This is a genomic window from Nodularia sp. LEGE 04288, assembly GCF_963896525.1.
Lineage (GTDB): Bacteria > Cyanobacteriota > Cyanobacteriia > Cyanobacteriales > Nostocaceae > Nodularia.
Genome location: NZ_CAWQOY010000158.1, coordinates 1 through 26,612, shown reverse-complemented (window position 1 = coordinate 26,612; position 26,612 = coordinate 1). Strand labels below are relative to the sequence as shown.

Here is a 26,612-nt window from a genome sequence, read left to right as displayed (position 1 = left end):
CCCCCAACCCCCTCCCCGCAAGCGATGAGGGGACTAAGATGTACCTGATATAATTGGAAACCGCTGTATATGAAGTATGTGATGCCGTAGGTCTAATGCACCTTGTACCTGGGATTGTTGACGGTGCGTTGCGCTGCGCGACAATACACCCTACATTTGTTTTTTCTTTACATAGTGATAAATATTCATGCCCACCTACTTATCGGTAGCGATCGCCTACTGCGGAATCTCAATCCATGCACTCATAACGCTATACTATATATAAGATATAAGTTATGCTGCAAATTATTCGTAAAATCATGATCCCCGATAGCGAAATCGAAATGAGCGCGATTCGTTCTCAAGGGGCAGGCGGTCAAAACGTCAATAAAGTTTCTACTGCCATCCACTTACGCTTTGACATTGAAGCTTCATCACTACCCGCTTTCTATAAAGAACAGCTGTTGAAGTTAAATGACCGACGCATTACCCAGGAAGGAGTTATTGTCATCAAGGCTCAAGAATACCGGAGTCAGGAAAAAAACCGGGAAGAGGCTTTGCAACGACTCAAACAACTCATACAAAGCGCTGTTATACTGCCCCAAAAACGCAAACCCACCAAACCAACTCGCAGTTCTCAAAAAAAACGTCTTAATAGTAAAACTAAGCGCGGACAAATTAAGTCGATGAGAGGAGAGGTGATTGATTAAAATGCAATCCTCTCATACATATCCGTTATGCTCATTCTGCGGGTATGGAAAAATAGGTCAACTCCATCCAGGATTCGCTTATGCATTTCTCGTCAGCACGATTATATTTTTACCAGGAAATTCAACAGCCTGACGAGCATATTGATCTGGCGAAGGCAGCTTTGTATATTGCCCAGGAAGAATATCCTGACCTTGATATTGCGGAATACCTCAATGCCCTTGATACAATGGCTGGTGAGGTGAAAGAATTCTTGCCCGCTTCACCATATCCTCTGCGAATTATCCAAACTCTCAATCAATATCTCTACGCTGATTTGGGATTTGCTGGAAATCAAACAGACTACTATGATCCTTGCAATAGCTTTTTAAATGATGTAATTGACCGCCGCATGGGGATTCCGATTACTTTGGCGCTGGTTTATATGGAAATTGCCCGCCGGATTGATTTTCCTATGGTGGGTGTCGGAATGCCAGGACATTTCCTGATTCGCCCTGATATTCCAGATATGGAAATTTTTGTCGATGCGTTTAATCGTGGTGAGGTGATGTTTGCAGAAGATTGTGAAAACCAATTATCTCAAATGTTTCAGCAACCCGTGAGTTTACGACCTGAGTTTTTAGCCTCGGTAAGTAATCGGCAATTTTTGGCGCGAATGCTGACTAATTTGAAATATATTTATCTTAAACAACAAAATTTAGCCAAGACTTTGGCGGCGGTGGAACGAATTTTGCGGCTGTTTCCTGGGATGATTTTAGAAGTGCGCGATCGCGGTTTGCTTTACTATCAACTGGGACAATACCCCGAAGCTGCTGACGACTTGCAATCTTATCTGACGAAGGTTCCTGACGCTGAGGATGCAGTGGTAATTCGGCGGTTACTGGCTGAGATGGGAAACCAATGACCAATGACTCATAGTTCCTTGATGGAACAAGCCTCCTGATTGATCTGTTGAATCAATCCAAAATCTAAAATCTAAAATCCAAAATTGTATGACTCTGCAACTCCTTTGAGGCGAAGCAGTTGAGCTTGCATATCTTTTTGAGTCCAGGACATCGCAAAGTTGTTGAATCCCCAACTGACTATGGGGTTAGGAATATCGAACTCAAAGCGGTTGACAAGGAGTGTACCTTGTGCTATTGGTTGACATTCCCAGCGATCGCGTCCTTGAAAAAATCCTTGAAATTCCCAAACAACTAAACCCGGTTGCCGTTCTACAACCACACTTTTCAGGGTAGGTTTAAGTAGAGGAATTTGAATCACAAACAGACTTTGACTGCCAACTTCAGTACTCCATGCACCCACAGGTTCGCAACATAGGGCGGGATTTAGCCAACGGTGCATGAGTGTTAAATCGGTAATGCAGCTTTCCACCACTGAAGCTGTGGCATTAATTTGAATTGATTGTTCAAAAGCTTGGGACATTTTACATTTCTCATGCTGTTGCTGTACTTAGATTATCGCAAAATTAAGCATTTTTAGCACATTATGTCAATGATTTGAGTTCAGTAACAAATGTACAACTTATGACTAAACACTGATAAATCTGCGATTTTGTCTGGTATTCCTGGATAAAAGCAGAATATAAACCACAAAGTCAAAAAAATATCCTTGAGATCAACTGCATATATGTGTTTATTGCCAATTTGCTGGTAAATTGATAGGCAAAACATGAGTGAACTTACTGGGGCTGAGGATTGTTTAATATCCAGCCACACTATAAGTATGACAAGTGTTTTTAGAAACATATTACCTTAATACCGGAAAACCATGAACACGACTTGGCCTGGAATAACCCAGTTGATAGACATTGGTTTGTCGATGAGGGTACAGCATTTTTTGGCACAATCGCCAAGCCTACCACTAGATCAAGAAAGAGTTAACGAAGGCATCACTGAAGTACAAGGAATTGTCGAACAGTTGGTGGCCTTTACTCCCCGTTTATTAGGGGCGGCGGCAATTTTGTTAGTGGGTTGGCTAATTGCAGCGATCGCCGCCGCAGTGACCAAAAAAATTCTCGATAACACGAAGATAGATAATCGCATTGCTGCGGGAATCACGGGTCGAGAGGATGTTCCCCAGATAGAGAAATTAATCTCTGGCTTAGTTTTCTGGAGTATCATCTTAATCACAGTCGTAGCTGTTTTACAAACTCTAGAACTAGAGGTAGCCTCTCGACCATTAAATAATTTGCTTGACCAACTGATTGGCTTTTTGCCCAAGTTGGTGGGTGCGGGAATTCTTTTGGGAGTTGCTTGGTTAATAGCGACAATCGTCAAACTGATCACGGTGCGAGGCTTACAAGCGCTGAGGTTCGATGAACGGCTGAATCAACAAGCCCAAGACAATACACTCAACCTCAACCAATTATCTTTGAGTGAGACGATTGGGAATGCTCTGTATTGGTTTATCTTCTTACTGTTTCTCGTCCCAATTTTGGATACCCTGGCGCTGAGACAGGCACTACTACCAGTACAATCCTTAATTACAGAGATTCTTTCAATTCTGCCCAATATCCTAGCGGCGGCGTTAATTGCGGCAGTCGGTTGGTTTATCGCTAATATAGTGCGGCGAATTGTCAGCAATTTACTAGCAACTACAGGTGTTGACCATGTAGGAACTCGCGTGGGACTTTCCTCATCTTCAGGAATACAATCTCTGTCGAGTATCATCGGCACGATTGTCTATATTTTGATTTTGATTCCTGTAGCGATCGCATCGCTGAATGCTTTGAGAATTGAGGCGATTTCTCTACCTGCGATCGCCATGTTACAGCAGGTGCTGAATACCCTACCCGCCATCTTTACGGCGATCGCAATTTTAATTGTTTCCTTTTTCTTAGGGCGGTTTGTCTCCGAGTTGGTTACGAGTATCCTCACTAGTTTAGGCTTTAACAACATTTTCACCGTATTGGGTCTACCATCACTGAGTAGACAATCTGCCACTTCCGAAGCAGAAGCAACACCAAGACCACCAAGCCGCACTCCATCAGAAATTGCCGGGATGATCGCCTTAGTGGGTATTATGCTGTTTGCCACAGTAGCAGCAGTTAATATCCTGAATATCCCCGCATTGACATCACTAGTAACAGGGATTTTAATTCTCTTGGGGCGGATTTTGGCAGGATTGATTGTATTCGCCATTGGTTTGTTCTTAGCAAATCTAGCGTTTCAACTGATTACCAGTTCCGGCGACCGCCAAGCCCGAATTTTGGCACAGGTAGCACGGATTGCCATTATTACCTTAGTCTCAGCAATGGCATTGCAACAGATTGGTGTTGCCAGTGATATTGTGAATTTAGCCTTTGGACTTTTGCTAGGTGCGATCGCTGTTGCTATTGCCCTATCATTTGGTCTTGGTGGCCGTGATATTGCCCGTGAACAAGTTCAAGGTTGGTTGGACTCTTTTAAAAATAAAGAGTAAATTACCCCCATAAGCATGAGAATTGCCGAAAATATAGCTGCAATTTGGCATTGCTGATTGAGAATATCATTAGTCGGGCTACGCCCCGCTCCGCTAACACGCACCAGCGCAGCCTATCGCTAAGGGACTGACAAATAACAAAATATCCCAAAATGTCTTGTGGAGCGGGCATCTTGCCCGCTAATCACCAAGGGCGGTTAATTATTCATACCTAAACCATATTAATTTTCAACTCTTGATCAAATATTTCGATATAGCAACGAATAGCTGATTTAACGTTCACCGTTTAAGTTTTACCTTCTGTTGTAATTCCTCTTTAATGCGGTTGAGAATAGATTTTTCATCTAAATTGTCTAAAATTCGACTAATGACTGCTTTTGGCCCTTCAGTACCCCAAGTTGCCCCATTAGCTAAATAAACTTTAGTCACTTGTCCAATCCCATAGGAAGAAACACCAGCCACCCCAGCTTGAGTGATTGCAACTGAGACATAAGGTGCAAAGGTAGCGCCAGCCGTAGCTGATGCAGAGATGCCCAGCAAAGTTTTTAATCCACTCAAGCCTAAGTTTGCCAGCAGCTCACTGAAACCGATACCGCCCATACTCAGAGCAATTTTTTGTAGCAATTGCACAGCACCGCTTTCACTCATGGGGATGCCATAGAGCTGAGATAAACCCAAAATCAGAGAAATATCAATGACTATGCTACTGAGTATATCGACAACAGTCACCGGATTGAGTGCGATCGCTAATGCCTTAGTCATCACAGCTTTCCAAATCAACTGATTAGCATTCTGTTCGCGAATCAGCAGTTTTCGCTCTACCAATTGCTCATTCACATTATCCGCATAAAGCATAGTATTGAGAGCCACCAAAGCTTTACCTTCACGGTGCAAAATCTCCAAAATTTTCAGCTTCAGTTCTTCAACTTGGGCTGTACTGCTACGTAACTGCACCCCCCTACTACCATCAGGGCGGATAATCGCCGTCTTTACCAGTGGTGATGCAGCTGTCATCACAATTTCTAGAGGTGTGAGTAACTCCCTCACCCGTTGGTCTCGGATTTTGCGATAAATTGCCATCCGGTCGGCTTCCGGATACTGGTCTACTTTGTTAAATACCAGAATTATCGGTTTACCAGCTTCCCGCAACTGAGAAAGGGCTTCATGTTCTATCTTTGTCATGTCTCCAGCAATCACAAACAAAATTAAATCTGCTTGCTTTGCTACCTGTTCGGCCAAAGCTGCACGGGTGTCACCATCGACTTCATCTAATCCAGGAGTGTCAATGAGTTCCACCTGAGATTGACCACCCGCAGGTAAAGTTACTCGTAAAGTGCGTTCATTCTCGCCAATTGTTTCCTCAGTAATACTCCAGTTAACTGTTTGGGAATCACGGGTAACTCCATGCAAGGGACCAGTTTCAAACACCGTTTGTCCCACCAAGGCATTTAGTAGAGAGGACTTACCACGTCCCACCATGCCAAAAGCAGCAATTTGCACCACCATGCTGTCCAACTTACCCAGCATAGTTTCCAAATCTGCGAGTTCATTCTCCAATCCGCTTTTTTCCTGGGGAGTCAGGTCAAGATTGGTAACCAAGTTTCGCAGTGCCGTTTGTGCTTGTTTATAGTTGAGTGACCTTTGAATATCTTCAAAACTGAAAATAGCACTATCCAGTTCTTCCTCCCAGTTGGGTGAATCGCTGTGATGAGGTTCAGGCAAGGGCAATGTGGAAGTCATATCAATTGGGGAATAGGGAATGGGGAGTGGGGAAGAAGCAGGGGAGCAGGGAGCAGGGAGCAGGGGGGAAAGATTGTAACTTCCTAATGACCAATAACTAATGACTAATAACTAACAAAACGTCCTAAACTGAAAAATGCATCTAGTAGCGTTAGAATCTTGACTAAATCACCTGTACGAAAAATAGTTATTGCCGGTAACTGGAAAATGTTCAAAACCCAGGCAGAAACCCAGGATTTTTTACAAGGGTTTCTGCCCCACTTGGAAGAAATACCCGAAGACCGAGAAGTGGTCTTGTGTCCTCCTTTCACTAACTTAAACATTTTATCCAAAAGTTTGCATGGCAGTCTCATCCAGTTAGGGGCGCAAAATCTTCACTGGGAAGAAAATGGAGCCTACACAGGCGAAATTTCTGGCCCCATGTTGACAGAACTTGGTGTCCGTTTTGTAATTGTCGGTCATAGCGAAAGACGGCAATACTTTGGTGAAACAGACGCAACTGTCAATCTCCGCCTCAAAGCGGCTCAAAAATACGGTCTGACACCAATTTTATGTGTAGGCGAAACCAAAGAACAACGAGATGCTGGGGAAACCGAATCACTGATTACCGCCCAGCTAGATAAAGACCTCATAGATATCGATCAGAATAATTTGGTGATTGCCTACGAACCAATTTGGGCAATCGGTACTGGCGATACTTGTGAAGCCACAGACGCTAATCGGGTAATTGGCTTAATTCGTAGTCAGTTGAGTAATCCCAATGTTTCAATTCAATACGGTGGCTCAGTGAAACCGAATAATATTGATGAAATTATGGCTCAACCAGAAATTGATGGCGCTCTTGTGGGCGGAGCCAGTCTGGAACCTGCAAGTTTTGCTCGAATTGTCAACTACAAATAATTTCATGTGCAACGCTTTTTCCCTGGCCGAGCCGGGGAATGCGTACATGAATGAGCCAAAGCCAAATAGCCATCCTCAAACTGTCATCCGATTTTGGATTTTGGATTTTAGATTTTGGATTGACTCCACAGATAAATCTAGGGACTGGAGAATTTTAGATTTTGGATTGACTCCAAAGATAAATCTGGGGGCTTGTACCACTAAGGAACTATTGGTCATATGTCCAACAAGTTAATCATTCGAGAACGCTGTTTTGTCTGGGGACAGCGAACTTACCTCATGGGTGTTTTAAATGTCACTCCCGATAGCTTTAGCGATGGTGGCGTTTTTAATAATAGCGCTGCGGCTTTAGCACAGGCACAAGCAATGGTAGCGGCCGGTGCTGACATCATCGATGTGGGAGGTCAATCGACTCGACCAGGAGCAGAGCAAATAACTCTGGCAGAGGAACTGGATCGGGTACTGCCGATATTGCAGGTTCTACGAAGAGAGATCACAGTGCCAATTTCAGTAGATACTACTAGAGCTATTGTAGCTAAAGCATCTGTAGAAGCTGGAGCCGATATGATTAATGACATTTCTGGTGGCACATTTGATTTAGAAATGCTGCCCACAATAGCAAGTTTAGATGTGCCGATTGTCTTGATGCACATCCAAGGAACGCCGCAGACGATGCAGCAAATGACTAATTATCAGGATTTAATCGGAGAGATTTCTAGTTTTTTAGCAGCACAAATTTTAGCAGCAACGACTGTAGGCATTGACCAGAGAAAAATCATTATTGATCCAGGAATTGGTTTTGCGAAAAACTATGAGCAGAATTTAGAAATTTTTCGCCGACTGCGGACATTGAAAACCTTAAATTGCCCTATTTTGGTAGGAGCATCTCGTAAAAGTTTTATTGGTCGCATCTTAAACCAAGCAGATCCAAAAGCACGGGTCTGGGGAACAGCAGCAGCTTGTTGTGCCGCTATTTCTCAGGGTGCTGATCTCCTCCGAGTTCACGATGTTCAAGAAATGCGTGATGTATCACTGGTAGCTGATGCACTTTTCCGACAACAAGATTAATGGTTACTTAAAAAATTAAACATTACCATTTTCAGAGTTTTTACCATTACCATCTTGAGCTATAGAGTCAGCAATTAACTGGTTATAGACTTCATTGGTTTTACTGGGGTCTAAAAAGACAATTTTGGCATTATGACTCTCACCAAGTCTTTGGCTAGCCACGACATAATCTTGAGCCACAAGATACCTGAGAATTTCCCTGCTTTCAGGATGAGTACGTAAGGCTTCAGCAATTATTTGCATTGAGGTTTGAGTTCCTTGCGCTCTCTTAATAGCAGCGTCACGTTCTCCTTCTGCTTCAAAAACCAGCGCCCGTTTTTTGATTTCCGCAGCTCGCTCCTCTTCCATTGACTTTCGCACACTTTCAGGCGGTGTAATGCTCTGAATATCCAATCGGAGAATCTGAACTCCCCAATCTTCTGTGGTTTGATTCAACTGATTTAAAATGGCTGCGTCCATTTCTGCACGAGAAACGTTGGTTTCTTCTACAGTGTTCTGGGCGATGATTTCCCGGAGTGTGGTTGTTGCTAGTTGTGTTAGAGACCCTTGGAGATCGTCGATTTCATAAAAACTTTTGACCATATCTCGGATGCGCCAAAACAGAACAGCATCAACTTCTAGGTAAATGTTATCTCTGGTGATCACATTTTGAGGTTTGATGTCGATAAACTGCTCGCGTGTTGTATCCTCCATCACAATCTGATCGACCAAAGGAACAATAAAGTTGAGTCCAGGCACAAGTTTTCGATGATACCGCCCCAATCGTTCTACTAGGGCTTCGTTACCTTGATTAATCAGTTTTGCAGATCCTAAAGCATAGCCTATGAGGGCTAAGACTATGGCAATAATTGGCTCCATATATTCTCCTATTCAGCTTTTGGGCAAATTTAGTGTAAAAGGATATGGTACTACCTTAGTCCTACATTTCAGTCTCATGTTTTGAGCCTGTAGTTTTATGAACATCAATGATGTGGTCTAGTGAACTACCCACACTGACTTGGAGTACCAAGTAAAGTGTCGGCTTCTGTACTCACAGGGGAATGCCGCAACTTAGACTTTCGCCCAAGCCTTGGTCTGACATCCCCTCCTACAGCAGAGACGGCTGAACCTTCCGCCTTTATGATTCTGATCCCCTCGGCTCTAATATTGATCGCTGCGTTGCCATCACGGTCATGATGAGTACCACAATGAGGACAAGTCCATTGCCTCACATCCAATGGCATCTTACTCACTTGATGGAAACAATTAGAACAGAGCTTGGAACTGGGAAACCATCTATCAATCTCAACCAACTTTCCACCTTTGCGTTCTAGCTTATAAGCTAGAAAATTGGTGAACGTTCCCCATCCACAATCAGAAATTGCCTTCGCCAAATTGTGATTACGAACCATGCCTTTGACATGAAGATTCTCTACTATGACAGCTTGGCTATCGCTGACCAACTTATAACTAAGTTTATGTAAAAAATCCTGCCGGGAATTGCTAACTCGTTCGTACACTTTAGCGACAACTTGACGATATTTATTTCTTGAACTACTCCCTTGGTGTTTACGGGCTAACTTTTTTTGCTTACGCTTGAGGTTTTTTTCATGCTTGGCAAGGTGCTTGGGATTATCATATTTAGAAACCTTTTCACCATCAGTTACCACAGCAACGTGCTTCAACCCTAAATCAATACCATAAATCTTACCGAATGTAATAGTTGGATTTTCTCCTTCTACTTCAGTCAGGATAGATGCGAAATATTTACCTGATGGAGTTTTACATACAGTTACAGTCTTGATTTTCCCCTCAATTATCCTATGTATTTTGGCTTTGACTATCCCAATATTGCCTGGAAGTTTGACATTGCCATCGACAATTTTGACGTTTTGAGGATACTGAATGGACTGTTTCCCGTGCTTGGATTTGAACTTAGGAAACCCAGCACGTTTCTCAAAAAAGTTCTTGTATGCTGTGGTTAAATTAAGTGTTGTTGCCTGTAAAATTTGGCTATAACAATCGGCTAACCATAGAGTCTCTTTTGCTTTTTTGAGCGCCGGAAGAAACGCATTGAGTGCTACACGGCTAAGTCCCTTGCCCGTTTCTTTATAAGTTTCAATTGACTTATTTAGAGCGTAATTCCACCACCAACGAGCGCAACCAAATGCTTGAGCTAGTTGTATTTCTTGTTCTTTTGATGGATACAAACGGACAAGAACCGCTTTGTGTAACACTTAACATCACCTCCTTGGTAGCAATACTTTACCACCAATTGATATGGCGGTAAAATAGCCCAATCAAATAAAATAATTGGTGATTCCTTATACATCCAGTATTTGTTTTTGCCTAGCAAAAAAGCAATACTGGATGCAATCGTTATCACCCACCTTATATCCCACCACTGATTCGTCCTTCCCAAATTCAGTGGAGGACTTACGGTGTAACAGTTAACAAGCTGCTATAAAATTTGTAAGCCTGATATCAGCAAGATATTTTGGCAGAATGCAATTGTTATTAAAGCACCTTGATTACACGCTGGCAAGGAGAAGCTATGTTATTAATTTTACATGATTAATGTGAGCATTTTGGAACAAGTAAGTTCATTACTTGATGACAAGACTTAGCCAAGGTTTAATGTTTATTGGTAAATCAGAATTAAAACGTAGGGGTAGTTCTGCTGTAGAGAGAGATTGGGCGTATGCTGGTGTCAAAAATTGTTGGTAAATTTGGGCTTCTGGTGTGTCTTGTTTGATAAATGCTAAGGTGACACCACGAATCAACTGGCGTAAGGAGTTGGTTTCTTCCCCTCGCTTTTCTCTGATGATTCCGGCGGCGGCACTCACGGGATATGCTGGATCGGTAATACTCAAGTGAGTAGCACCAATGGCTGTTAGCAAATATTTAGAACCCCGTAGTTGGTTAAAAGGTCTGATTTGATGCGTTAAGGCTGGGGTGAGTGCATCTTCAGTTCCGGCTAAGATTAATACAGGTTTGGCAACTTTAGTTAAACCGTTTGTACCAAAAAGTTTACCCACAAGCGGATTGAGTGCGATCGCACTTTTAACGCGCTGATCTTGCAAATCTAGTTGATTCTCTTTTAAACTAGCGGCTGCACACTGTAACCAATCCCCTGGTGATTCGCCAAAGGAAAGAGAAGTTTGACAAAACTCTCGCAATTCTTTTAAATCTACTTCTCCACCCACTAAGGCTAAAGCAGTATAGCCCCCTAAAGAGTGACCAATCACATTTACTTGCTCTGTATTCAGTTTTCCTTGAAGTTGTCCCGATTGAGTATTGAGTTTTTCTAGTTCATTGAGCAAAAAACTCACATCTTTTGGTCGATCAATAAATTCACTGGCTGGTAGTAGTTGCGCCAAATTCCTCTGATTGGCAGCATTATTGATGGCTACAGAGTTACTACCAGGATGTTCAATTGCTGCAACTGTAATGCCGTGAGAGGCTAGATGACGGGCTAAAAAGCCAAAAAATTGTCGGTTGGCTCCAAATCCGTGGGAAATAACCACCAGTGGTGCTGGGGTGCGACTTTGACTCCAATAAATGTCAACAGGAATGCGGCGATCGCGTTGTCTGTCTTGTAGAGTTAGTGTCTGCTGCTCAACTGGGCTTTTTCCTGTAGCTGCTGGGTCAAAGGTAGGCTGAAAAGGCGGATTATTTTTGACTAATAATTCTCGTTCTAGCAAAACCCCAAGGGCTTGGCTTTGCAAGTTGCTGGAGTTAAACTCTAATGCGATTTGTAGTGCTTGAGTTGCATCTACCGTAATATTTTGTTGTGGATAGGCGCGCAAAAAACCGATCGCACTTAAACCATTGACTTGACGTAGAGAAAGGTAGAGCGTTGATTGCAGTCCTTCTATGGTGCTGTTTGGGATTGCTGTTCTTAAAGAAGTAATTAATTGTCTACCTTGTGGCGATCGCACTAGCTCATCAAGGAATTTATCTCCCAACGCTGGATCTACTTGTAACCTTCGATAGAGTAATTCTCCTACTTGGGGCGTTAAGACAAAGCTAAAAATTTGCAGTTGTTCTGGTAGTTTCCCTGTTTTGGCAAATTTTTCTAAATCAGCGATCGCTAGGGACTGCTGAAATGGCCCCAAACGAATCGTAACTGTTTCTGCTGCCTGAGCCGAGGGAATGCCCAAACTGCAACTCACACCCAAAGTTAAACTGCACAGTAATCCTTTGATCAAGGACATTTGAGGTAGATGTTTGTCCAGCCAAGAGTACATAGGATCAGAGTATTGAAAAGGTCAGTCAATCTATTGACTACCATTATGGGTTTGAAGTTGCGATCTGCTTTGCAGCAGCGCTTTGCTATCGCTAGTTAGTTTCAACAACTTCAAACTCACTATTTTATGATTTTAAAAGAAACCGAATAAAGCTCTGAACACTCCTAATAAACCACCCAGAGGATTGAGTACTGCGCCCACACTGTCGCCTGTTGAAGCTAAACCAGAACGGTTAACAATTATAACATCATTATTGCGGAGTATAGGATTAGTCTCTTCATTAATGCCCTGAGAAAGATCAACTTTGACTTCCCGCTTAGTCACAGAACCATTAGCATTCAGGCGAACTAAATCCACAGTACTTTTTCTAGCTCTAGAATCGTTGAATCCACCCGCAGCCAACAATGCCTGATTTAAGGAACTATTAGGCTTGATATCCACGGTTCCCGGTTGTTTGACTTCGCCTACCACACCAACTTGAATTGTTGCCGGAGACAAAGTAGTTGTAGCTAATTGAGTAGCTTCTGCTGGGTCGACCTCAGTGGCAGTAGGAATAACAATTGTATCTCCGTCTTGCACCATCACGTCTTGACTGATATCACCACTCTGCAATAATTCCCAGAGGTCAATATCTATATTTTGTTCTGTACCGGTTCTTGTGGGTCGGCGGAGCTTGAGATTACGAACGTCAGCTTGTGATGTAATTCCCCCAGCTAATTGCAGCGCTCTCATCAAAGTCGGGATACCACTACCATCACCTTCGGCTCCGCCACCAGCGCCGACCAGATATGAACCGGGACGATTTACTTCACCAATAATGGCTACAGTGCGCGGTGTGGTAGGGCTAGCGGCAAAGTTAGCCGAAAAGAGATTACGTGCTTCTGCAATGTTAAAAGTAGTTGCAGTTGGCACAACAATCGTATCCCCATCTCGTAAGGTAATATCCTGATCTATCCGACCTGTCTGGATCAGTTCCTTTAAATTCAGATTCACAACTTGCTCAGAAGAACGTCCTACTTTACGTCTTAATTGCACTTTAGTCACATCTGCTGCCAAGGTTACACCTTGGGCTGTGGTGAGTGCAGCTAATACAGTTGGGTATTGTACACCGGGATTATTACCCGCCCCTCCCTGTAAGTTCAGAGTATAAGACCCTGGACGTGTGACTTCTCCGGCGACCAAAATATTGATCGGACGCGGCGATAACAAGTTAACTGAAATTAAGGGACGTTTGAGAAAGCGAGAATACCTTTGGGCAATTTCATCAGCCGCCTGTTCGGTTGTCAGACCCAGAACGGGTACACTGCCAATTAAAGGTAAGTTGATTGATCCACCTGGAGGTATTTGGTATTCACCAGTATATTCTGGTACTTCAAATACATTTACACGAATCAGATCACCGCCACCTAAAGTATAGTTAGTATCTATTGGTATGCTCGGTGATGCCTGTTGTTCTGTAGGAAATACTTGTTGTGTACCGGGTGATCCTGGTTCTACCGTCGGGAAGATTGGTTGTGTTGTTTGTGATACTAGTTGTCCCTGAGCTAGGCTGGCAGACGGCACAGCAACATTGACAGCCGTTAATAAAGCCGCACCCAAAAATGGCTGGGTGAGGAATTTCAGCAAACCTGTGTTAAGCATATTTACCTGAGACTCTGAGACTGTGATCGGCATAGCACTGTCTAAATATTTTAATCTTGACTATACTGTATTGTTCAAGTTCCTCGATTCAATTTCCCCAACATTCTTATTTTCCTAGAAAACTGCAATTTTCCGGAGGGATATTATTTTTTAACCTTAAATTTTTAGTAAAGTTAAATTAAAGATAAAATCAGTATTTTAATTTAGTATAAATTAGTTTGTATAATATATAATTCATCATGGTAAATATCATAATCTTATGTGAAGTGTAAAAATATTCTGTTGCATAAACTGCCTGATCTACGGAACTGTAAAGCAACTAACATCTGATACCAAATTAGTTTAGAAGGTAGTGCTAAAAACCAGAAAAAGATAATTTATTACACATAAATTATTACTACTATAGGGATTTTAAAGTTTCGTTATTTTGACAAATAAAAGAATATTCTTCTAAAAATTAGCAGTCATGATTGAATATAAGCTAACTTATCAGTCAAAGCGAAGTTATGAGATTTTATTTCCCCAGAAATAGCAATTGGGGATACGCTGAAATTAAGGATAAATTGGCAGAAAGTCCCTGCAAAACTAGGGGAAATTCATACATTTCCCCTATAGAAATCTTACCTAAATAATTCTTCAACGCCAATAATTTTAAGGACGAGGAGCGTTGAAGGCATCCCAGGCGGCTTGAGCAGCATCTTGCAGGCGATCGCTAAAATCTGTAATTTCTTTAACTAGCAAGTGCCAATTTTTCTCTGTTTCTTCTTGCATGGTAGCCCAAGAATTCTCCAGGCGATCGCGCTCAATCAGTTTTTCCCGTTCAATGGCTTCTCTGGCTTGGCGCACAGCATTTAAATAAGTTTCGCGAGTGAGAGTACCTGCTGATTCTGCCTCAGTTTGAGCGCGTCTTTTCAACGCTGCAATCAACGCTTTAGTTTCACGCTTAATTTCATCAGCTTCACCAGCCATCTCGGTTTCTACCATGTCATCAGTTTGAGGGCTGATTTCTACAATCGCGGTATATTCTCTTGGTTCGTTGTTGTTAGCACTCATAATTTCAATATCCTTAGTTGCAAAACTTCTGTTTCTGATGGAAACTACAGCTGCGGTTTATGGGACAAATTTACGCGATTTCTAAATCTGCAATAGCTTAATAAGCAGTTGTTGGCAGTTGTGGCTCTAATTTTAGTAATTCTTCAACTCGTGCTGCCGTCGCCGGGTGACTAGAAAATAAGTTGCCCAAAAATTTACCCGAAATCGGATTAATAATCAATAACGGCTCAAAAGCTGGGTTGGCATTTAAAGGTAATTGCTTGGCTGTGGCTTCTAACCTTTGCAGCGCCTTAGCTAAAGCGCGTGGATTACCAGTCAATCTAGCCGCACCTGCATCCGCGGAAAACTCCCGTGTGCGCGAAATTGCTAGTTGAATAATTGTGGCAGCAATCGGTGCAAGTATGACTGTTAACAACACCCCGAAAATATTTCCACCTCTGTTACCATCTCGCGAACCAGCACCACCAAACCATAAACTGTAACTAACCATTTGTGCCAAAAACGATATCGCTCCGGCAATTGTGGCCGCCACAGCTTGTGTGAGAGTGTCACGATTAGTAATGTGAGTCAGTTCGTGAGCAATTACGCCTTCGAGTTCATCATCTGGTAATATATTCAAAATGCCTTCGGTAACAGCTACAGCCGCGTGTTCTGGATCGCGTCCCGTAGCGAAAGCGTTGGCAGTTTGGCTAGGAACAACGTAAACTCCTGGCATGGGAATATTGGCGCGATCGCTCAATTTCCGAACCATACGGTAGAGTCCCGGTGCTTGGGCCTCATTCACAGGACGGGCGCGGTATACTCTCAGGGCAATCTGATCTGATTGATACCAAGAAAATAGATTTGTGGCTGCTGCTAAACCAATTCCGATGATTAAGCCACCAGTACCGCCAATTATCCAGTAGCTAATCGCAATCAAAAGACCACTAAGGACAGCTAGCAAAGCAACCGTTTTTAATTGATTGTGCATAATTATTGCTCTCCCGCTAATGCTGCATGAGGTTTTTCAGACAACAGCATTACTTAAGTCGCATTTTTATTGTATCTAGCCCAACTCAGATATTGGTGCAGAAAACCTCTCATCTTTAGTACGGATTTCTCGCTCAAAGTTTGGCATAGCATTTAGACTTATACCAGCCTATTGAGTTTTTTTAGCTACTTTTTTTCCTAACAAAATATGTATACCTGATTAAAAAGGATATACTTTAGGAGTAGTAACAACTATATTTTCAGTATTTTCCTGCAAACACTAGTATAAAATATGATAAGCCCAACAGAATAACATTCAATACTTAAATTTGTCAATACCCTTTTAACTGATACACTACCTTGTGATAGTAGCTCAAGTACCATACTTAGTAATATCACAATATAATGTTTAAACAAGCAGCACGATTAAACGTGTATAAACAATGCAAGATAGTTCAAATGTAATTTCGGAATTTGAAACATTATTTAGACAAAAATTAAAATTAAACAACTGTAAACTTAAAAAGAAAAAGCAAGAGAATAATTATGAAATTATTACTCCAGCCAAAGATATTTTTTTAATGTCTTGGTGCGATTTTCCAGATATTAACTTGATATATCAGCCCATAGGGGTACGCACAAAGCAAACCATAGTTTATGAACGAGCCATCCGCTCCCACATTAATTTTTGTTTGAGTAGTATCCAGGAGAATCCTCAGCCAGCTGTATAGAGCTAAGAATGTTTGAGGGTGGGTGCTGTAGGGCTACCCACCCTGAAGGATTACTAACTTACTGGTGCTTCAGTAGCTGTTTTACCAATCAACATAGCTGCATTTTCTTCACTTTCAAGAATACCGAATTCAATCAACAATTCTTCTAGTTCTTCCATTTCGATGGGTGTAGGAATTGTCAGATTTTTGTTGTTGATAATCTTGGTAGCCAAAGTCCGATATTCGTTACTTTGATTACTATCAGGTGCATACTCGTTGACAGTCATCCGACGCAACTCAGCGTGTTGTACGATGTTGTCGCGAGGTACGAAGTGAATCATTTGGGTGTTCAAGCGTTTCGCCAGGGTTTCGATTAAGTCAACTTCCCTGTCAACGTTACGGCTGTTACAAATCAAACCACCCAAGCGCACACCACCAGTGTGAGCATATTTAAGAACACCACGAGCGATGTTATTAGCAGCGTACATCGCCATCATTTCACCTGATGTCACGATGTAGATTTCTTGCGCTTTACCTTCTCTTATAGGCATCGCAAAACCACCGCATACAACGTCGCCCAATACGTCGTAAGATACGAAGTCAACATCTGTGTATGCACCATTTTCTTCTAAGAAGTTAATGGCGGTGATGATACCACGACCAGCGCAACCTACACCGGGTTCTGGACCACCAGATTCTACACAACGGACATCGCGGAAACCAGTCAGCATGACTTCATGTAATTCGATGTCTTCTACAGCGCCTCTTTCAGCAGCCAATTGTAGAACACTTGTTTGGGCTTTACTGTGTAGCATCAAACGGGTAGAGTCAGCTTTTGGGTCACAACCGACGATAAGGATGCGCTGACCCATTTCCGCCATAGCTGCTAAGGTATTCTGAGAGGTAGTAGATTTACCAATACCACCTTTACCGTAGAAAGCTATTTGTCTAATTTTTGCGTCAGTCATGATTAATAATTTCCTACAATTATTTTGTTGATTGGTTTGAAAGTTTCTATCAGTCTTTCAGGCTTGGTTAGGTATAGTGAAACCACCACGAGCCTGACATTTGCGGCGAATTATGCCACTTTTTCCAGTTGAGAACCTGACACCCGGTGGTAAGTTCTCATCCATATATCACCTCTGCCAAAAAGTTGCGTAGATGCAGAGTGAAATTTTTAAGAAATTGCTCAAGAGATATTGCAAGTCCTAGCAGATGCACCGATGACGCAGCTTAAAAAAGCTTGAATCAAGCATTATCAGTTGTTGTAGTATCCCAAGTGGTGGCTCAAACCTTAAAAGCAAGTTGCAGCAGGAATTTTAGTTCATGCAGAGTGCATCCCTGAACTACATAACCAACCAACCAAAATGGCAATTTACTCTCAATGGTGACTACAATTTTTCTGATTTTGCTGATGTTATGAACGCCAATAACTTCTAATTCAGTGAACTAGCCAGATCATGAGTAATACAAGGAGATAAATCCTCGCCTAAAAGTGGCACTCTTGCGTCGGCAATTTCCTGGTGAGGTTTGACAATATGGTTAAATTCCTGGATGTTGTGGAACAGTATCAGTTCGGCTTGAACTTTTCGTTCCAACAGATCAGAATGCTATAACTTAGTTCGCGGTTGAAAATATTTTTCACCGTTTGTGCTAAGTCAATCACCGTTCTAATTTCTATTGAATTGTTAAGTTTTACTAAAAGTCTTTCTTCCTAGACTCTAAGTTTAATTGCATCTGGCGGGTAATCCCAACTAGGTTAGCCAAATCTCATCAGCCCATACCAAGGCAGTTTTGATTGACTTCAAGTTGTTATGAAAGTTACTATCCTACCTAGCCTGAGTTTACCTATTCGTTACAAAAAGCGATAACGAATCGAAGTGAATTTACCAGAGCAAAAAAACTTTATTGAGCTTGTCTCAATTATTTGAAGTTTTTTACTGCTTTTACTTTCTTGATTCCTATACGAAGCATAACATATAAATTGATCATCTATTTATCGAAGGCAAATTTCTTTTTTTCATTTAAGCAAAGCCGATATTGTTATTAGTATCTTAAATAGCAATATGTGATTAGCTGATAGTTATCTGTCTACAAATTGCACTTTCAGGAGTTATGGAAATGTTAGCCAGTGTATTGTGGATTTTAATGATGGGCTTTTTTGTTGGTCAACTTGCCCGTCGTTTAGGCGCTCCACCTTTAATTGGCATGATTATAGTGGGGATGATTCTTAGCCCCCAAGCACTAAATGTAATTAGTCCAGAAATGCTTAATGCTGCGGATGATTTAAGAACATTGGCAGTGATGATTATTTTGATGAAAGCCGGACTGGGTTTAGATAGAGAAAAATTAGCTCAACAGGGAACTGTGGCGCTGCGTTTGGGATTTCTGCCAGCGACAACCGAAGCGATCGCGATCGCCTTTGCGGCTATGGTAATCTTTAAATTTGACTTTCTCACTGGTTTACTCTTGGGCTGTGTCATTGGCGCTGAGTCTCCCGCTGTGATTGTTCCCGGAATGCTGAGGCTAAAAAGTTTAGGCTGGGGTGTTACCAAAGGCATACCCGATGCAATTTTGACTGGTAGTGCTTTATCTGATGTGCTGCTGTTATTGGTTTTTAGCCTATTACTGAGTTTCTTGGGTGATGGCGGCGTTGAGCAGATTGCTTTTCCTGGAGGATTTACCCTAACTCCCGTGCAACTGCTTCCACTGCAAGTCATCATGCAAATTTTACTAGGAGTGATATTCGGTTATTTAGCCGCCCGTTTGCTAGTTATTCTATTAGTAAAACAAAATTGGACTCAAAACGCCGTTCAAGATACTCTAATTGCTGCCAGTCTCGCCTTATTTTTAGTAATTTCGGCTCATGGGTTGCCTTATTTTTCTGGTTATTTAGCAGCCATGAGTTTAGGTTTTTTCCTCATAGAATTAGATGCACCCCTAGCTAGAAATTTGCGCGGTGGGTTTGATAGCCTCTGGATAGTAGCTGAGATTTTTTTGTTTGTTTTATTGGGTGCAACTATTCAACTACAAGTATTAGGCAATATTCTCTTACCTGGGTTGGCAATTCTAGCAATTGGTTTACTCATCGGTAGGATGCTGGGATGGTATCTTTCCACACTGGGCAGTAATTGGAATTGGCGGGAAAGACTGTTTTTATTACCGGGAAATTCAGCCAAAGCTACAGTACAAGCCGCTATTGGGACAATTCCCCTCGCCCAAGGGATTGCCGGAGGTGAGATAATTTTAGCGATCGCAGCTTTATCAATTTTAGTCACAGCACCTTTAGGAGCTTGGGCAACGATGACCTTTGCACCTAAATTATTAGAACGGGGAGAAGTTGATCCCACAAAAGTTACAGTTGCAACTCGTACCCTATTATTAGCAGCCGTTGATACATCAGGTTTAGCGACAGCAGTTTTAACCAAAGTCGCGGATTTAGCACGACGCAGTAATGGTGAAGTTATAGTTTTGCATATAGTTAATCTGCCCAATCAGCGAGAAATTTCAGAACTAGAGTCAGAAGCTCAAAAATTGTTATCAGATATCAGATATAAATTTATCACTGTCACAGGTACGGTTCCAGAGAAAATTATTCGGATTGCTCAAGAGCATCATGCTACAGCAATTATTATGGGAAAACGGGGTCATCAGCCTTGGGAAACAGTCCTAATTGGCTCCGTATCGCAAGCAGTCTTAGAAACTAGTCCCATACCTGTCATCTTGGTAGAAAATCGTCAATCTTAGTAATTTAAAAAACTACAGATGGCACATTTTCCCGGTTACTCATATCATAAGTTTAAGTATAAATCTATAGCTTAAGCTTGTGTAATGAAAAGCCCAATTTTAGCCACAGCCGTATTTATAACTACAATCAGCCTGACAACAACTGCCCAAGCAGCCAACTTTGAACACGTCAGGCAGTTATTAGCCACCAAGCAATGTCAAAACTGTGATCTAAGTAATGCCGGTTTAGTCATGGCTGACTTATCTGGAGCCAATTTAAGCGGTGCTAATCTCACAAATGCTAACCTTAGCCGTGCCAATTTAAGCGGCGCTGATTTAAGAGGCGCAAACTTAAGCGGTGCTGGTCTATTTGGGGTTAACCTCAGTCAAGCTAAACTCAGTGGGGCAAACCTAGCTGGCGCTGACTTGAGAAACACCTATTTAGCCAATACAGAATTTAATGATACTGAGCTTGATGGTGTTAACTTTCAAGGCGCAGTTGGTATACCCATGCAAATTGCTACACCAGAAGAATTCTATGCTTTAGGAGTTGCAGAAGCACAAAAAGGTAACCAAAAGCAAGCAATCAATTATTTTGATCAAGCGATCGCATCTCAGCCAGAATACGCAGGTGCTTATTTAGCCCGTGGTGTTGCTCGTTACCAAATATTTGATCGACAAGGCGCATTCCAAGATGCCGAAATTGCCGAAAAAATGTTTACAGCCCAAGAAAACGAGACAGGAATCCAAACCGCAGAAGCTTTTAAGAAAGAACTACAAACACCCTATTCTGAGAAAGTTAGTGCCGGTAAACCCAGCTTTTTTGACTTTGTGGGCAGTCTTGGCTCAGTTTTACTCCAGTTTTTACCTTTTTAAGCAGCGAGCGGGGAGTGGCAAAAAACTTTCCCATAACCAACGACTAAGGGACTTCCAAATAAAAAAATACTCAATCACCTAACACCAAAAAACTCTCAAAGTCTCATAACTCTGTGTCTGGTGTGGTATGCGCTACGCGCACGCTTTAGCGATACGTTTATTTGGATAATTTATTTCTTGGAAGTCCCTAATACAATTTCTTTATCAAGACATTGATAAGTCGCCGCAGGTAAGTCTGAGACTGGAAAAAAGCCTGTGGAGAACTTGTAAGTCCTGAATTACTTCAGGTGGATATCTTTGAAGCAGTCACGACCTGTAAAAAATTCTCTACAACAGGCGTTAAACTTTTTTGCTGCCAGATTACAGCAGTTTCTATTATAGGTACTTCCTCTAGGATAGGACGATAAGCTACACCAGACCTTTGAAGATTCTGTAGAGAAGATGGTATAATTGCTACGCCCATTCCAGCCGATACTAATCCAATAATAGTTTGCATTTGAATCGCTTCCTGAGTAATGTTAGGTTGAAAATTTACCTGCTGGAAAAGACTCATGATGCGATCATAAAGTCCTGGTGCTAGATAGCGTGGAAACATGATCAAAGGTTCACTTAGGAGAGATCGCACACAGATGTGTTCTTGTTGAGCGAATGAATGATTTGACGACAAAGCCACAACTAAGGTTTCTTTGCGAATACACTTATAAGATAGTGTGTCATTTTCTAAAGGTGGGTGAGCAAAACCCACATGAATCAGGGAATCTCTGAGTGCTTGCTCCTGTTGACTTGTCGTTAACTCCAGTAAGACTAGTTCTACTTCCAGAAATTGCTCGCGAAATTGTGACAAAATCAAGGGTAATAGGTCGTAAATTACCAAACTAGTAAATCCTATTCTCAGTTGACCTGTTTCACCTCTTCCAGTCCTTTGAGTCATAGCGACGGCTGTTTCTAGTTGCACCAGTAGTTGATAAGCCTCTTGTAAAAAAACCTTACCAGCCTCTGTTAGCTGTACTTGTCGCTTAGTTTTGCGATCAAAAAGTTTTACTCCTAGTTCTGCTTCTAGCTGCTGAATTTGTTGACTGAGAGGCGGTTGAGCTATATGCAGTTTTTCTGCCGCTTTACTGAAATGTAATTCCTCAGCTACAGCAATAAAGTAGCGCAGGTGTCGTAGTTCCATATTTTTAATAGTTTATAAGTCTCAAATTTAAATAAATATATATTGGACATCTCAAACAAGTCTATCTATGATACTCGTACATAAATTTGATCGAGGTCAGAGCAATGGGTGAAAAAACAATATCAGAGAATTTAAGAAGCCAAGTTGTTACCCAAGGAGTGCAGCGATCGCCTAATCGAGCTATGCTGCGTGCAGTGGGTTTTCAGGATGAAGATTTTAATAAAGCCATTGTCGGCATTGCTAATGGCTACAGTACAATAACTCCCTGCAATATGGGAATTAATAAACTGGCGCAAAGGGCGGAAATTGGCGTAAGAGAAGCTGGAGCAATGCCGCAGATGTTCGGTACTATCACCATTAGTGATGGTATTTCAATGGGAACCGAGGGGATGAAATATTCCCTAGTATCGCGAGAAGTTATCGCTGATTCCATTGAAACCGCCTGTACTGGACAAAGTATGGATGGTGTTTTGGCTATTGGTGGCTGTGATAAAAATATGCCAGGGGCTATGCTAGCGATCGCGCGCATGAACATTCCTGCTATTTTTGTTTACGGTGGCACAATTAAACCCGGTCACCACAATGGTAAAGATTTAACCGTCGTTAGTTCCTTTGAAGCCGTTGGTCAATACAGCGCCGGAAAAATTGACAGTGATGAACTTTTAGCAGTTGAACGTCAAGCTTGTCCTGGTGCTGGTTCCTGCGGTGGGATGTTTACAGCAAATACCATGTCTTCCGCTTTTGAAGCAATGGGCATGAGTTTAGCTTATTCTTCCACAATGGCAGCCGAAGATGCTGAAAAAGCCGACAGTACGGAAAAATCAGCCTTTGCCTTAGTTGAAGCCATTCGTAAGCAAATCTTACCTCGCCAGATTATTACCCGTAAATCTATAGAAAACGCCATTTCGGTAATTATGGCAGTGGGTGGTTCCACAAATGCAGTATTGCACTTTTTAGCGATCGCTCGTGCGACTGGAGTAGAACTCACCCTAGACGACTTTGAAACCATCCGTGGACGTGTCCCAGTTTTATGTGATTTAAAACCCAGTGGTAGATATGTCGCCACAGACCTGCACAAAGCCGGCGGAATTCCCCAAGTCATGAAAATGCTACTCGCGCATGATTTATTACACGGTGACTGTCTGACTATCACAGGTCAAACAGTAGCAGAAGTCTTAGCAGATATCCCCGCAGAACCACGCACCGACCAAGATGTCATCCGTCCTTGGGATAACCCCATGTATGCTCAAGGACACTTAGCCATCCTCAAAGGCAATCTAGCCACAGAAGGGGCTGTAGCCAAAATTACTGGAGTTAAAAAGCCAATCATTACTGGCCCTGCACGAGTATTTGAATCTGAAGAATCCTGTTTAGATGCTATTTTGGCAGGCAAAATTCAAGCAGGTGATGTTCTGATCATTCGTTACGAAGGTCCCAAGGGTGGCCCTGGTATGCGAGAAATGTTAGCTCCCACCTCCGCCATTATTGGGGCTGGGTTAGGCGATTCCGTAGGCTTAATTACCGATGGACGCTTTTCCGGCGGTACTTACGGCATGGTAGTTGGTCACGTAGCCCCAGAAGCAGCCGTAGGTGGTGCGATCGCCCTTGTAGAAGAAGGTGATAGCATTACCATTGATGCCACTAATCGCCTATTGCAGTTGAACGTCTCAGATGAAGAACTAGCCCGCAGACGTGCCAATTGGCAACCCCTACCGCCACGTTATACCAAAGGCGTACTAGCTAAATATGCCAAATTAGTATCTTCTAGCAGTGTTGGAGCAGTCACAGATTTAGACTTATTTAATGATTAGCCATTAGCCAAACAGAGACGTTGTATACAACGTCTCTATAACAGGTTTGGAATTCTTGAAATTGAATTGAAAATAGTTGCAGATCATCTTCTCCGCAGCTATATTTAAAAATATTGCCTAATCAGAGTTGATATCCGGTAAGAATTTTTACCAATCATCCCCAACATAGGGTCAGTTGTGAGATGTACTATGGCTTCTCAAATAGACATAAATTTGTCCGCAGAAGTTTTACAACGCTGGCAAACAGCGAAAAGTGCTGTAAACCAAAGCGTTAACTCAATAACTAACTCAGCACAGCAGTTTAGCCAGTCTTTAAAAGAAACAGCAAATACAAAAACGAATCAAGCACTTAATACAGTTACAACTACCCTAGAAAAAGCTCAAGATTCCATAGAACAAACTTGGCAAACTGCTGAACACATAAAAAATACAACATCAGTAGCACTACAAACTGCTGGTACTTCCTCTGTAAATGATTGGCTGAATCAACACCCAGCATTCTTGCGATTATTTCATATCCTTGACTGGGCAGTTAATCACCCCATTATCAGTTTCATCATTCTGCTTGTAGGGATTGCTCTGATTTGGAGTATTATCAAAGCAATTATCCGCCTGATTGAAACAGCTAGTTGGTCAATACTGCAAATTCCACTCAAATTAATTTGGGCTTTTCTTAAACTTAGCGTTGTTTCCTTAACTAAATTTAGAGGTTTTGCTGTTCAACCAGCGACAGATCCCCAAATGACTCACAAACTAGTAGTTTTACCTAATCAACAGAAAAACCAGCGATTAGCAGAAATTTCTAGCCGATTAGAAAAAATTCAACAAGAACAACAAGAACTTTTACAAGAAGCAGCAGACTTAATTGCTACAGAAAAAATAGAGACTTAGCAACTCTCAATTATCTCTTTGCTTTTCTCTCTGCGCCACCCTGCGGGAAAGCTTTCAGCTAACTGCGCCTCTGCGTGACACACATCCAAAATTATTCACGCCCAGGGGATAACTGAGTAATAATCTCATCCTCCTTGCCAGCCAAAAAATTAGCAAAGCGCCGTGCTAAAGGTGGTACAATCACCAGAGGGTTACTAAAACCAGAGAAAATATGAACACCCTCAAATCCTGGAATAGCCCCAATCAAAGGTAAGCGATCGCTACTAAAAGCCACCAAGCAATGATGCCAAGTTCCTGGTAAATTCGCTAATGTCGGTAAAACTTGCTGAATATTTGTTCGCAGCCACTTTTCGCTGTCCTCTGCGTTGATCTTGCCAAAAGGGTCTGTGAGAACACGGCTAACTTGACCCAAACGCAAACTACCATCTTGAAACTGAACCGCACCCACATCTAAAATCGGTGGTACTGGTTCATTAGGCACTTGCCATAATTCATCAACTTTAGTAGATTCTGCTTCTAACCAAAATCGTTGCAGATTTGCTGGCATGATTAAAGTGCGTAAATTCAACTCAACAGGTGGGGTTTCAATTACCTCAGCATGGGTAAAATACAGTTTCATAGGAATACCAGCTGATTTTAGTAACTGTCTGCTAAAGCCACCCACGCAAATCACCACATTATTACTATGATAAGTGTCAATATTTGTTCGTACACCCGTCAACTTCATACCTGCGTTAGAAGACGAGATAGTCTGCAAATCGATCACCTGAGCAATTTGCATTTCACCCCCAGCACGCAGAAACGCTTGAATATAGCCCTGTGTCGTCTTTTCTGGGTTTATATGACCATGTTTAACAGTCAAAGCCCCGGCGATCGCTTCTGGATTCAGCAGTGGTTCCAACTCACAAGCTTCCTTTATATTGAGTAACCGTGGTGGAATAGCCACATGATTATAGGATGCAGCAGCAGCTTGTGAGTCCGTATCGGCGGCAATCGTGAGTAATAAGTCTAGTTCCCGAAACTCAGTCTCAGCGTCCAACTCTAAATCCAAGTTCTGGTAAAGAGCGATCGCCTCTTCACACAGTTGGCGCGCGAGTGGCGTACTCCCAGACCAATAAGCCAGCCCACCATAACTATAGCGAGTTGCATTCTCCGGTATGCCGTTTTGTTCTAACAAGAGTACAGTAAAACCTGTTTGTGCCATTTCGTAAGCGATCGCTGCACCCGTAATTCCAGCCCCAACCACAATCCAGTCATAGTTCTTCATTCTTTACCCTTGTTCTTGATTCCCATACATCTATAGATATATATGGAAAGATATATGAACACTCCCAAACCTGCAAACTCGGCTGTGAGCAAGGCAAACGACTCTTAATTTCGCCCCTCAAAAAAAACTTTGCCTAACCCCTTGACGAAACCAGACAGAGTAGATATATTAGATAAGTGCCAAGGCGAGAGCCGCAACACCTGAACCGTGAAAACAGAATACTTTGAAAGCTAAATAATAACCAATCCTCGTCAAGAAGATTTAGTTTGGGTAGAATCCCAAAGGTTAATCAAAAATTTTACAGGATTCTGAAACAACTTGTTGTTTCGGATAAAACTCTAAGCACAACAAAACGGAGAGTTTGATCCTGGCTCAGGATGAACGCTGGCGGTATGCTTAACACATGCAAGTCGAACGGTCTCTTCGGAGATAGTGGCGGACGGGTGA

The 26,612-nt window shown here is 42.2% G+C and carries 22 protein-coding genes and 1 rRNA gene; 11 read left to right on the top strand and 12 right to left on the bottom strand.

The window, feature by feature from the left end:
* The first annotated feature begins 275 nt into the window (after positions 1-275).
* Both arfB and AACX33_RS23045 read left to right on the top strand, forming a co-directional pair.
* Positions 276-689, top strand: coding sequence for an alternative ribosome rescue aminoacyl-tRNA hydrolase ArfB (gene arfB, locus AACX33_RS23050; protein WP_194000353.1), 414 nt, complete (start codon positions 276-278; stop codon positions 687-689).
* A gap of 80 nt (positions 690-769) precedes the next feature.
* Positions 770-1,591 carry a SirB1 family protein gene (locus AACX33_RS23045; protein ID WP_194000355.1) on the top strand — a complete coding sequence of 274 codons (822 nt, stop codon included), beginning with the start codon at positions 770-772 and terminating at the stop codon, positions 1,589-1,591.
* Positions 1,592-1,662: 71 nt separating this feature from the next.
* Here the strand turns inward: AACX33_RS23045 and AACX33_RS23040 are convergent, their stop codons facing one another.
* The gene (locus AACX33_RS23040) at positions 1,663-2,112 is read right to left on the bottom strand and encodes an SRPBCC family protein (protein ID WP_194000357.1); all 450 of its coding nucleotides are present in this window, start codon (positions 2,110-2,112) and stop codon (positions 1,663-1,665) included.
* A gap of 345 nt (positions 2,113-2,457) precedes the next feature.
* Between AACX33_RS23040 and AACX33_RS23035 the strand changes: the two genes are divergently transcribed.
* On the top strand, positions 2,458-4,110 hold the full coding sequence (locus tag AACX33_RS23035; protein ID WP_194000359.1) for a mechanosensitive ion channel: 1,653 nt from the start codon (positions 2,458-2,460) through the stop codon (positions 4,108-4,110).
* A 279-nt stretch (positions 4,111-4,389) separates the two neighbouring features.
* On the opposite strand, the gene AACX33_RS23030 is transcribed toward AACX33_RS23035, so the two are convergent.
* Positions 4,390-5,850, bottom strand: a complete 1,461-nt coding sequence (locus tag AACX33_RS23030; RefSeq protein ID WP_194000361.1) for a GTP-binding protein — start codon at positions 5,848-5,850, stop codon at positions 4,390-4,392.
* A gap of 159 nt (positions 5,851-6,009) precedes the next feature.
* Between AACX33_RS23030 and tpiA the strand changes: the two genes are divergently transcribed.
* Together tpiA and folP are read left to right on the top strand one after the other, a co-directional pair.
* Entirely contained in the window at positions 6,010-6,750 is a 741-nt protein-coding gene (gene tpiA / locus AACX33_RS23025; RefSeq protein WP_194000363.1) for a triose-phosphate isomerase, read from the top strand.
* Between the two features lie 219 nt (positions 6,751-6,969).
* Positions 6,970-7,818: a dihydropteroate synthase gene (folP, locus tag AACX33_RS23020; RefSeq protein WP_194000365.1), complete on the top strand. Its 849-nt coding sequence runs from the start codon at positions 6,970-6,972 to the stop codon at positions 7,816-7,818.
* 15 nt (positions 7,819-7,833) lie between these two features.
* Here the strand turns inward: folP and AACX33_RS23015 are convergent, their stop codons facing one another.
* The 6 genes from AACX33_RS23015 to AACX33_RS22990 form a co-directional block, all read right to left on the bottom strand.
* On the bottom strand, positions 7,834-8,676 hold the full coding sequence (locus AACX33_RS23015; RefSeq protein WP_194000367.1) for an SPFH domain-containing protein: 843 nt from the start codon (positions 8,674-8,676) through the stop codon (positions 7,834-7,836).
* A gap of 125 nt (positions 8,677-8,801) precedes the next feature.
* Positions 8,802-10,034, bottom strand: coding sequence for an RNA-guided endonuclease TnpB family protein (locus tag AACX33_RS23010; RefSeq protein WP_194000369.1), 1,233 nt, complete (start codon positions 10,032-10,034; stop codon positions 8,802-8,804).
* 369 nt (positions 10,035-10,403) lie between these two features.
* Complete coding sequence (locus AACX33_RS23005; RefSeq protein ID WP_194000371.1) at positions 10,404-12,047, bottom strand: alpha/beta hydrolase; 1,644 nt, start codon at positions 12,045-12,047, stop codon at positions 10,404-10,406.
* Positions 12,048-12,179: 132 nt separating this feature from the next.
* Positions 12,180-13,688, bottom strand: a complete 1,509-nt coding sequence (locus tag AACX33_RS23000; protein ID WP_194000420.1) for a polysaccharide biosynthesis/export family protein — start codon at positions 13,686-13,688, stop codon at positions 12,180-12,182.
* Between the two features lie 651 nt (positions 13,689-14,339).
* On the bottom strand, positions 14,340-14,741 hold the full coding sequence (locus AACX33_RS22995) for a hypothetical protein (RefSeq protein ID WP_194000372.1): 402 nt from the start codon (positions 14,739-14,741) through the stop codon (positions 14,340-14,342).
* 97 nt (positions 14,742-14,838) lie between these two features.
* Entirely contained in the window at positions 14,839-15,711 is an 873-nt protein-coding gene (locus tag AACX33_RS22990; protein ID WP_194000374.1) for a zinc metalloprotease HtpX, read from the bottom strand.
* 442 nt (positions 15,712-16,153) lie between these two features.
* Here AACX33_RS22990 and AACX33_RS22985 point away from each other — a divergent pair, with 442 nt between their 5' ends.
* Complete coding sequence (locus AACX33_RS22985; protein WP_194000377.1) at positions 16,154-16,441, top strand: hypothetical protein; 288 nt, start codon at positions 16,154-16,156, stop codon at positions 16,439-16,441.
* A gap of 53 nt (positions 16,442-16,494) precedes the next feature.
* Here the strand turns inward: AACX33_RS22985 and nifH are convergent, their stop codons facing one another.
* Both nifH and AACX33_RS22975 read right to left on the bottom strand, forming a co-directional pair.
* Entirely contained in the window at positions 16,495-17,388 is an 894-nt protein-coding gene (gene nifH / locus AACX33_RS22980; protein WP_194000379.1) for a nitrogenase iron protein, read from the bottom strand.
* Positions 17,389-17,856: 468 nt separating this feature from the next.
* Positions 17,857-18,018, bottom strand: coding sequence for a hypothetical protein (locus AACX33_RS22975; RefSeq protein ID WP_194000381.1), 162 nt, complete (start codon positions 18,016-18,018; stop codon positions 17,857-17,859).
* Between the two features lie 523 nt (positions 18,019-18,541).
* Here AACX33_RS22975 and AACX33_RS22970 point away from each other — a divergent pair.
* Positions 18,542-20,167: a cation:proton antiporter gene (locus AACX33_RS22970; RefSeq protein WP_194000383.1), complete on the top strand. Its 1,626-nt coding sequence runs from the start codon at positions 18,542-18,544 to the stop codon at positions 20,165-20,167.
* Between the two features lie 84 nt (positions 20,168-20,251).
* A complete protein-coding gene (locus AACX33_RS22965) occupies positions 20,252-21,022 on the top strand; it encodes a pentapeptide repeat-containing protein (RefSeq protein ID WP_194000385.1) in 771 nt (256 codons plus the stop codon).
* Between the two features lie 283 nt (positions 21,023-21,305).
* Here the strand turns inward: AACX33_RS22965 and AACX33_RS22960 are convergent, their stop codons facing one another.
* Complete coding sequence (locus AACX33_RS22960) at positions 21,306-22,196, bottom strand: LysR substrate-binding domain-containing protein (protein WP_194000387.1); 891 nt, start codon at positions 22,194-22,196, stop codon at positions 21,306-21,308.
* Positions 22,197-22,315: 119 nt separating this feature from the next.
* On the opposite strand from AACX33_RS22960, the gene ilvD reads away from it, so the two are divergent.
* Together ilvD and AACX33_RS22950 are read left to right on the top strand one after the other, a co-directional pair.
* Positions 22,316-24,007: a dihydroxy-acid dehydratase gene (gene ilvD / locus AACX33_RS22955; RefSeq protein WP_194000422.1), complete on the top strand. Its 1,692-nt coding sequence runs from the start codon at positions 22,316-22,318 to the stop codon at positions 24,005-24,007.
* Positions 24,008-24,196: 189 nt separating this feature from the next.
* The gene (locus AACX33_RS22950; RefSeq protein WP_194000389.1) at positions 24,197-24,898 is read left to right on the top strand and encodes a hypothetical protein; all 702 of its coding nucleotides are present in this window, start codon (positions 24,197-24,199) and stop codon (positions 24,896-24,898) included.
* Between the two features lie 91 nt (positions 24,899-24,989).
* On the opposite strand, the gene AACX33_RS22945 is transcribed toward AACX33_RS22950, so the two are convergent.
* On the bottom strand, positions 24,990-26,165 hold the full coding sequence (locus AACX33_RS22945; RefSeq protein WP_194000391.1) for an NAD(P)/FAD-dependent oxidoreductase: 1,176 nt from the start codon (positions 26,163-26,165) through the stop codon (positions 24,990-24,992).
* 349 nt (positions 26,166-26,514) lie between these two features.
* Here AACX33_RS22945 and AACX33_RS22940 point away from each other — a divergent pair.
* A 16S ribosomal RNA gene (locus tag AACX33_RS22940) occupies positions 26,515-26,612 on the top strand; the annotation flags it as partial.

Coding starts and splice junctions, on each gene's coding strand:
- AACX33_RS23015 (WP_194000367.1), bottom strand. CDS start 8,676: ATGGAGCCAATTATTGCCATAGTCTTAGCCCTCATAGGCTATGCTTTA.
- AACX33_RS23040 (WP_194000357.1), bottom strand. CDS start 2,112: ATGTCCCAAGCTTTTGAACAATCAATTCAAATTAATGCCACAGCTTCA.
- AACX33_RS22995 (WP_194000372.1), bottom strand. CDS start 14,741: ATGAGTGCTAACAACAACGAACCAAGAGAATATACCGCGATTGTAGAA.
- folP (WP_194000365.1), top strand. CDS start 6,970: ATGTCCAACAAGTTAATCATTCGAGAACGCTGTTTTGTCTGGGGACAG.
- AACX33_RS22945 (WP_194000391.1), bottom strand. CDS start 26,165: ATGAAGAACTATGACTGGATTGTGGTTGGGGCTGGAATTACGGGTGCA.
- AACX33_RS23005 (WP_194000371.1), bottom strand. CDS start 12,047: ATGTACTCTTGGCTGGACAAACATCTACCTCAAATGTCCTTGATCAAA.
- AACX33_RS23035 (WP_194000359.1), top strand. CDS start 2,458: ATGAACACGACTTGGCCTGGAATAACCCAGTTGATAGACATTGGTTTG.
- AACX33_RS22990 (WP_194000374.1), bottom strand. CDS start 15,711: ATGCACAATCAATTAAAAACGGTTGCTTTGCTAGCTGTCCTTAGTGGT.
- nifH (WP_194000379.1), bottom strand. CDS start 17,388: ATGACTGACGCAAAAATTAGACAAATAGCTTTCTACGGTAAAGGTGGT.
- AACX33_RS23045 (WP_194000355.1), top strand. CDS start 770: ATGCATTTCTCGTCAGCACGATTATATTTTTACCAGGAAATTCAACAG.
- AACX33_RS22970 (WP_194000383.1), top strand. CDS start 18,542: ATGTTAGCCAGTGTATTGTGGATTTTAATGATGGGCTTTTTTGTTGGT.
- AACX33_RS22965 (WP_194000385.1), top strand. CDS start 20,252: ATGAAAAGCCCAATTTTAGCCACAGCCGTATTTATAACTACAATCAGC.
- AACX33_RS22950 (WP_194000389.1), top strand. CDS start 24,197: ATGGCTTCTCAAATAGACATAAATTTGTCCGCAGAAGTTTTACAACGC.
- AACX33_RS23000 (WP_194000420.1), bottom strand. CDS start 13,688: ATGCTTAACACAGGTTTGCTGAAATTCCTCACCCAGCCATTTTTGGGT.
- AACX33_RS23030 (WP_194000361.1), bottom strand. CDS start 5,850: ATGACTTCCACATTGCCCTTGCCTGAACCTCATCACAGCGATTCACCC.
- arfB (WP_194000353.1), top strand. CDS start 276: ATGCTGCAAATTATTCGTAAAATCATGATCCCCGATAGCGAAATCGAA.
- AACX33_RS22960 (WP_194000387.1), bottom strand. CDS start 22,196: ATGGAACTACGACACCTGCGCTACTTTATTGCTGTAGCTGAGGAATTA.
- AACX33_RS22985 (WP_194000377.1), top strand. CDS start 16,154: ATGCAAGATAGTTCAAATGTAATTTCGGAATTTGAAACATTATTTAGA.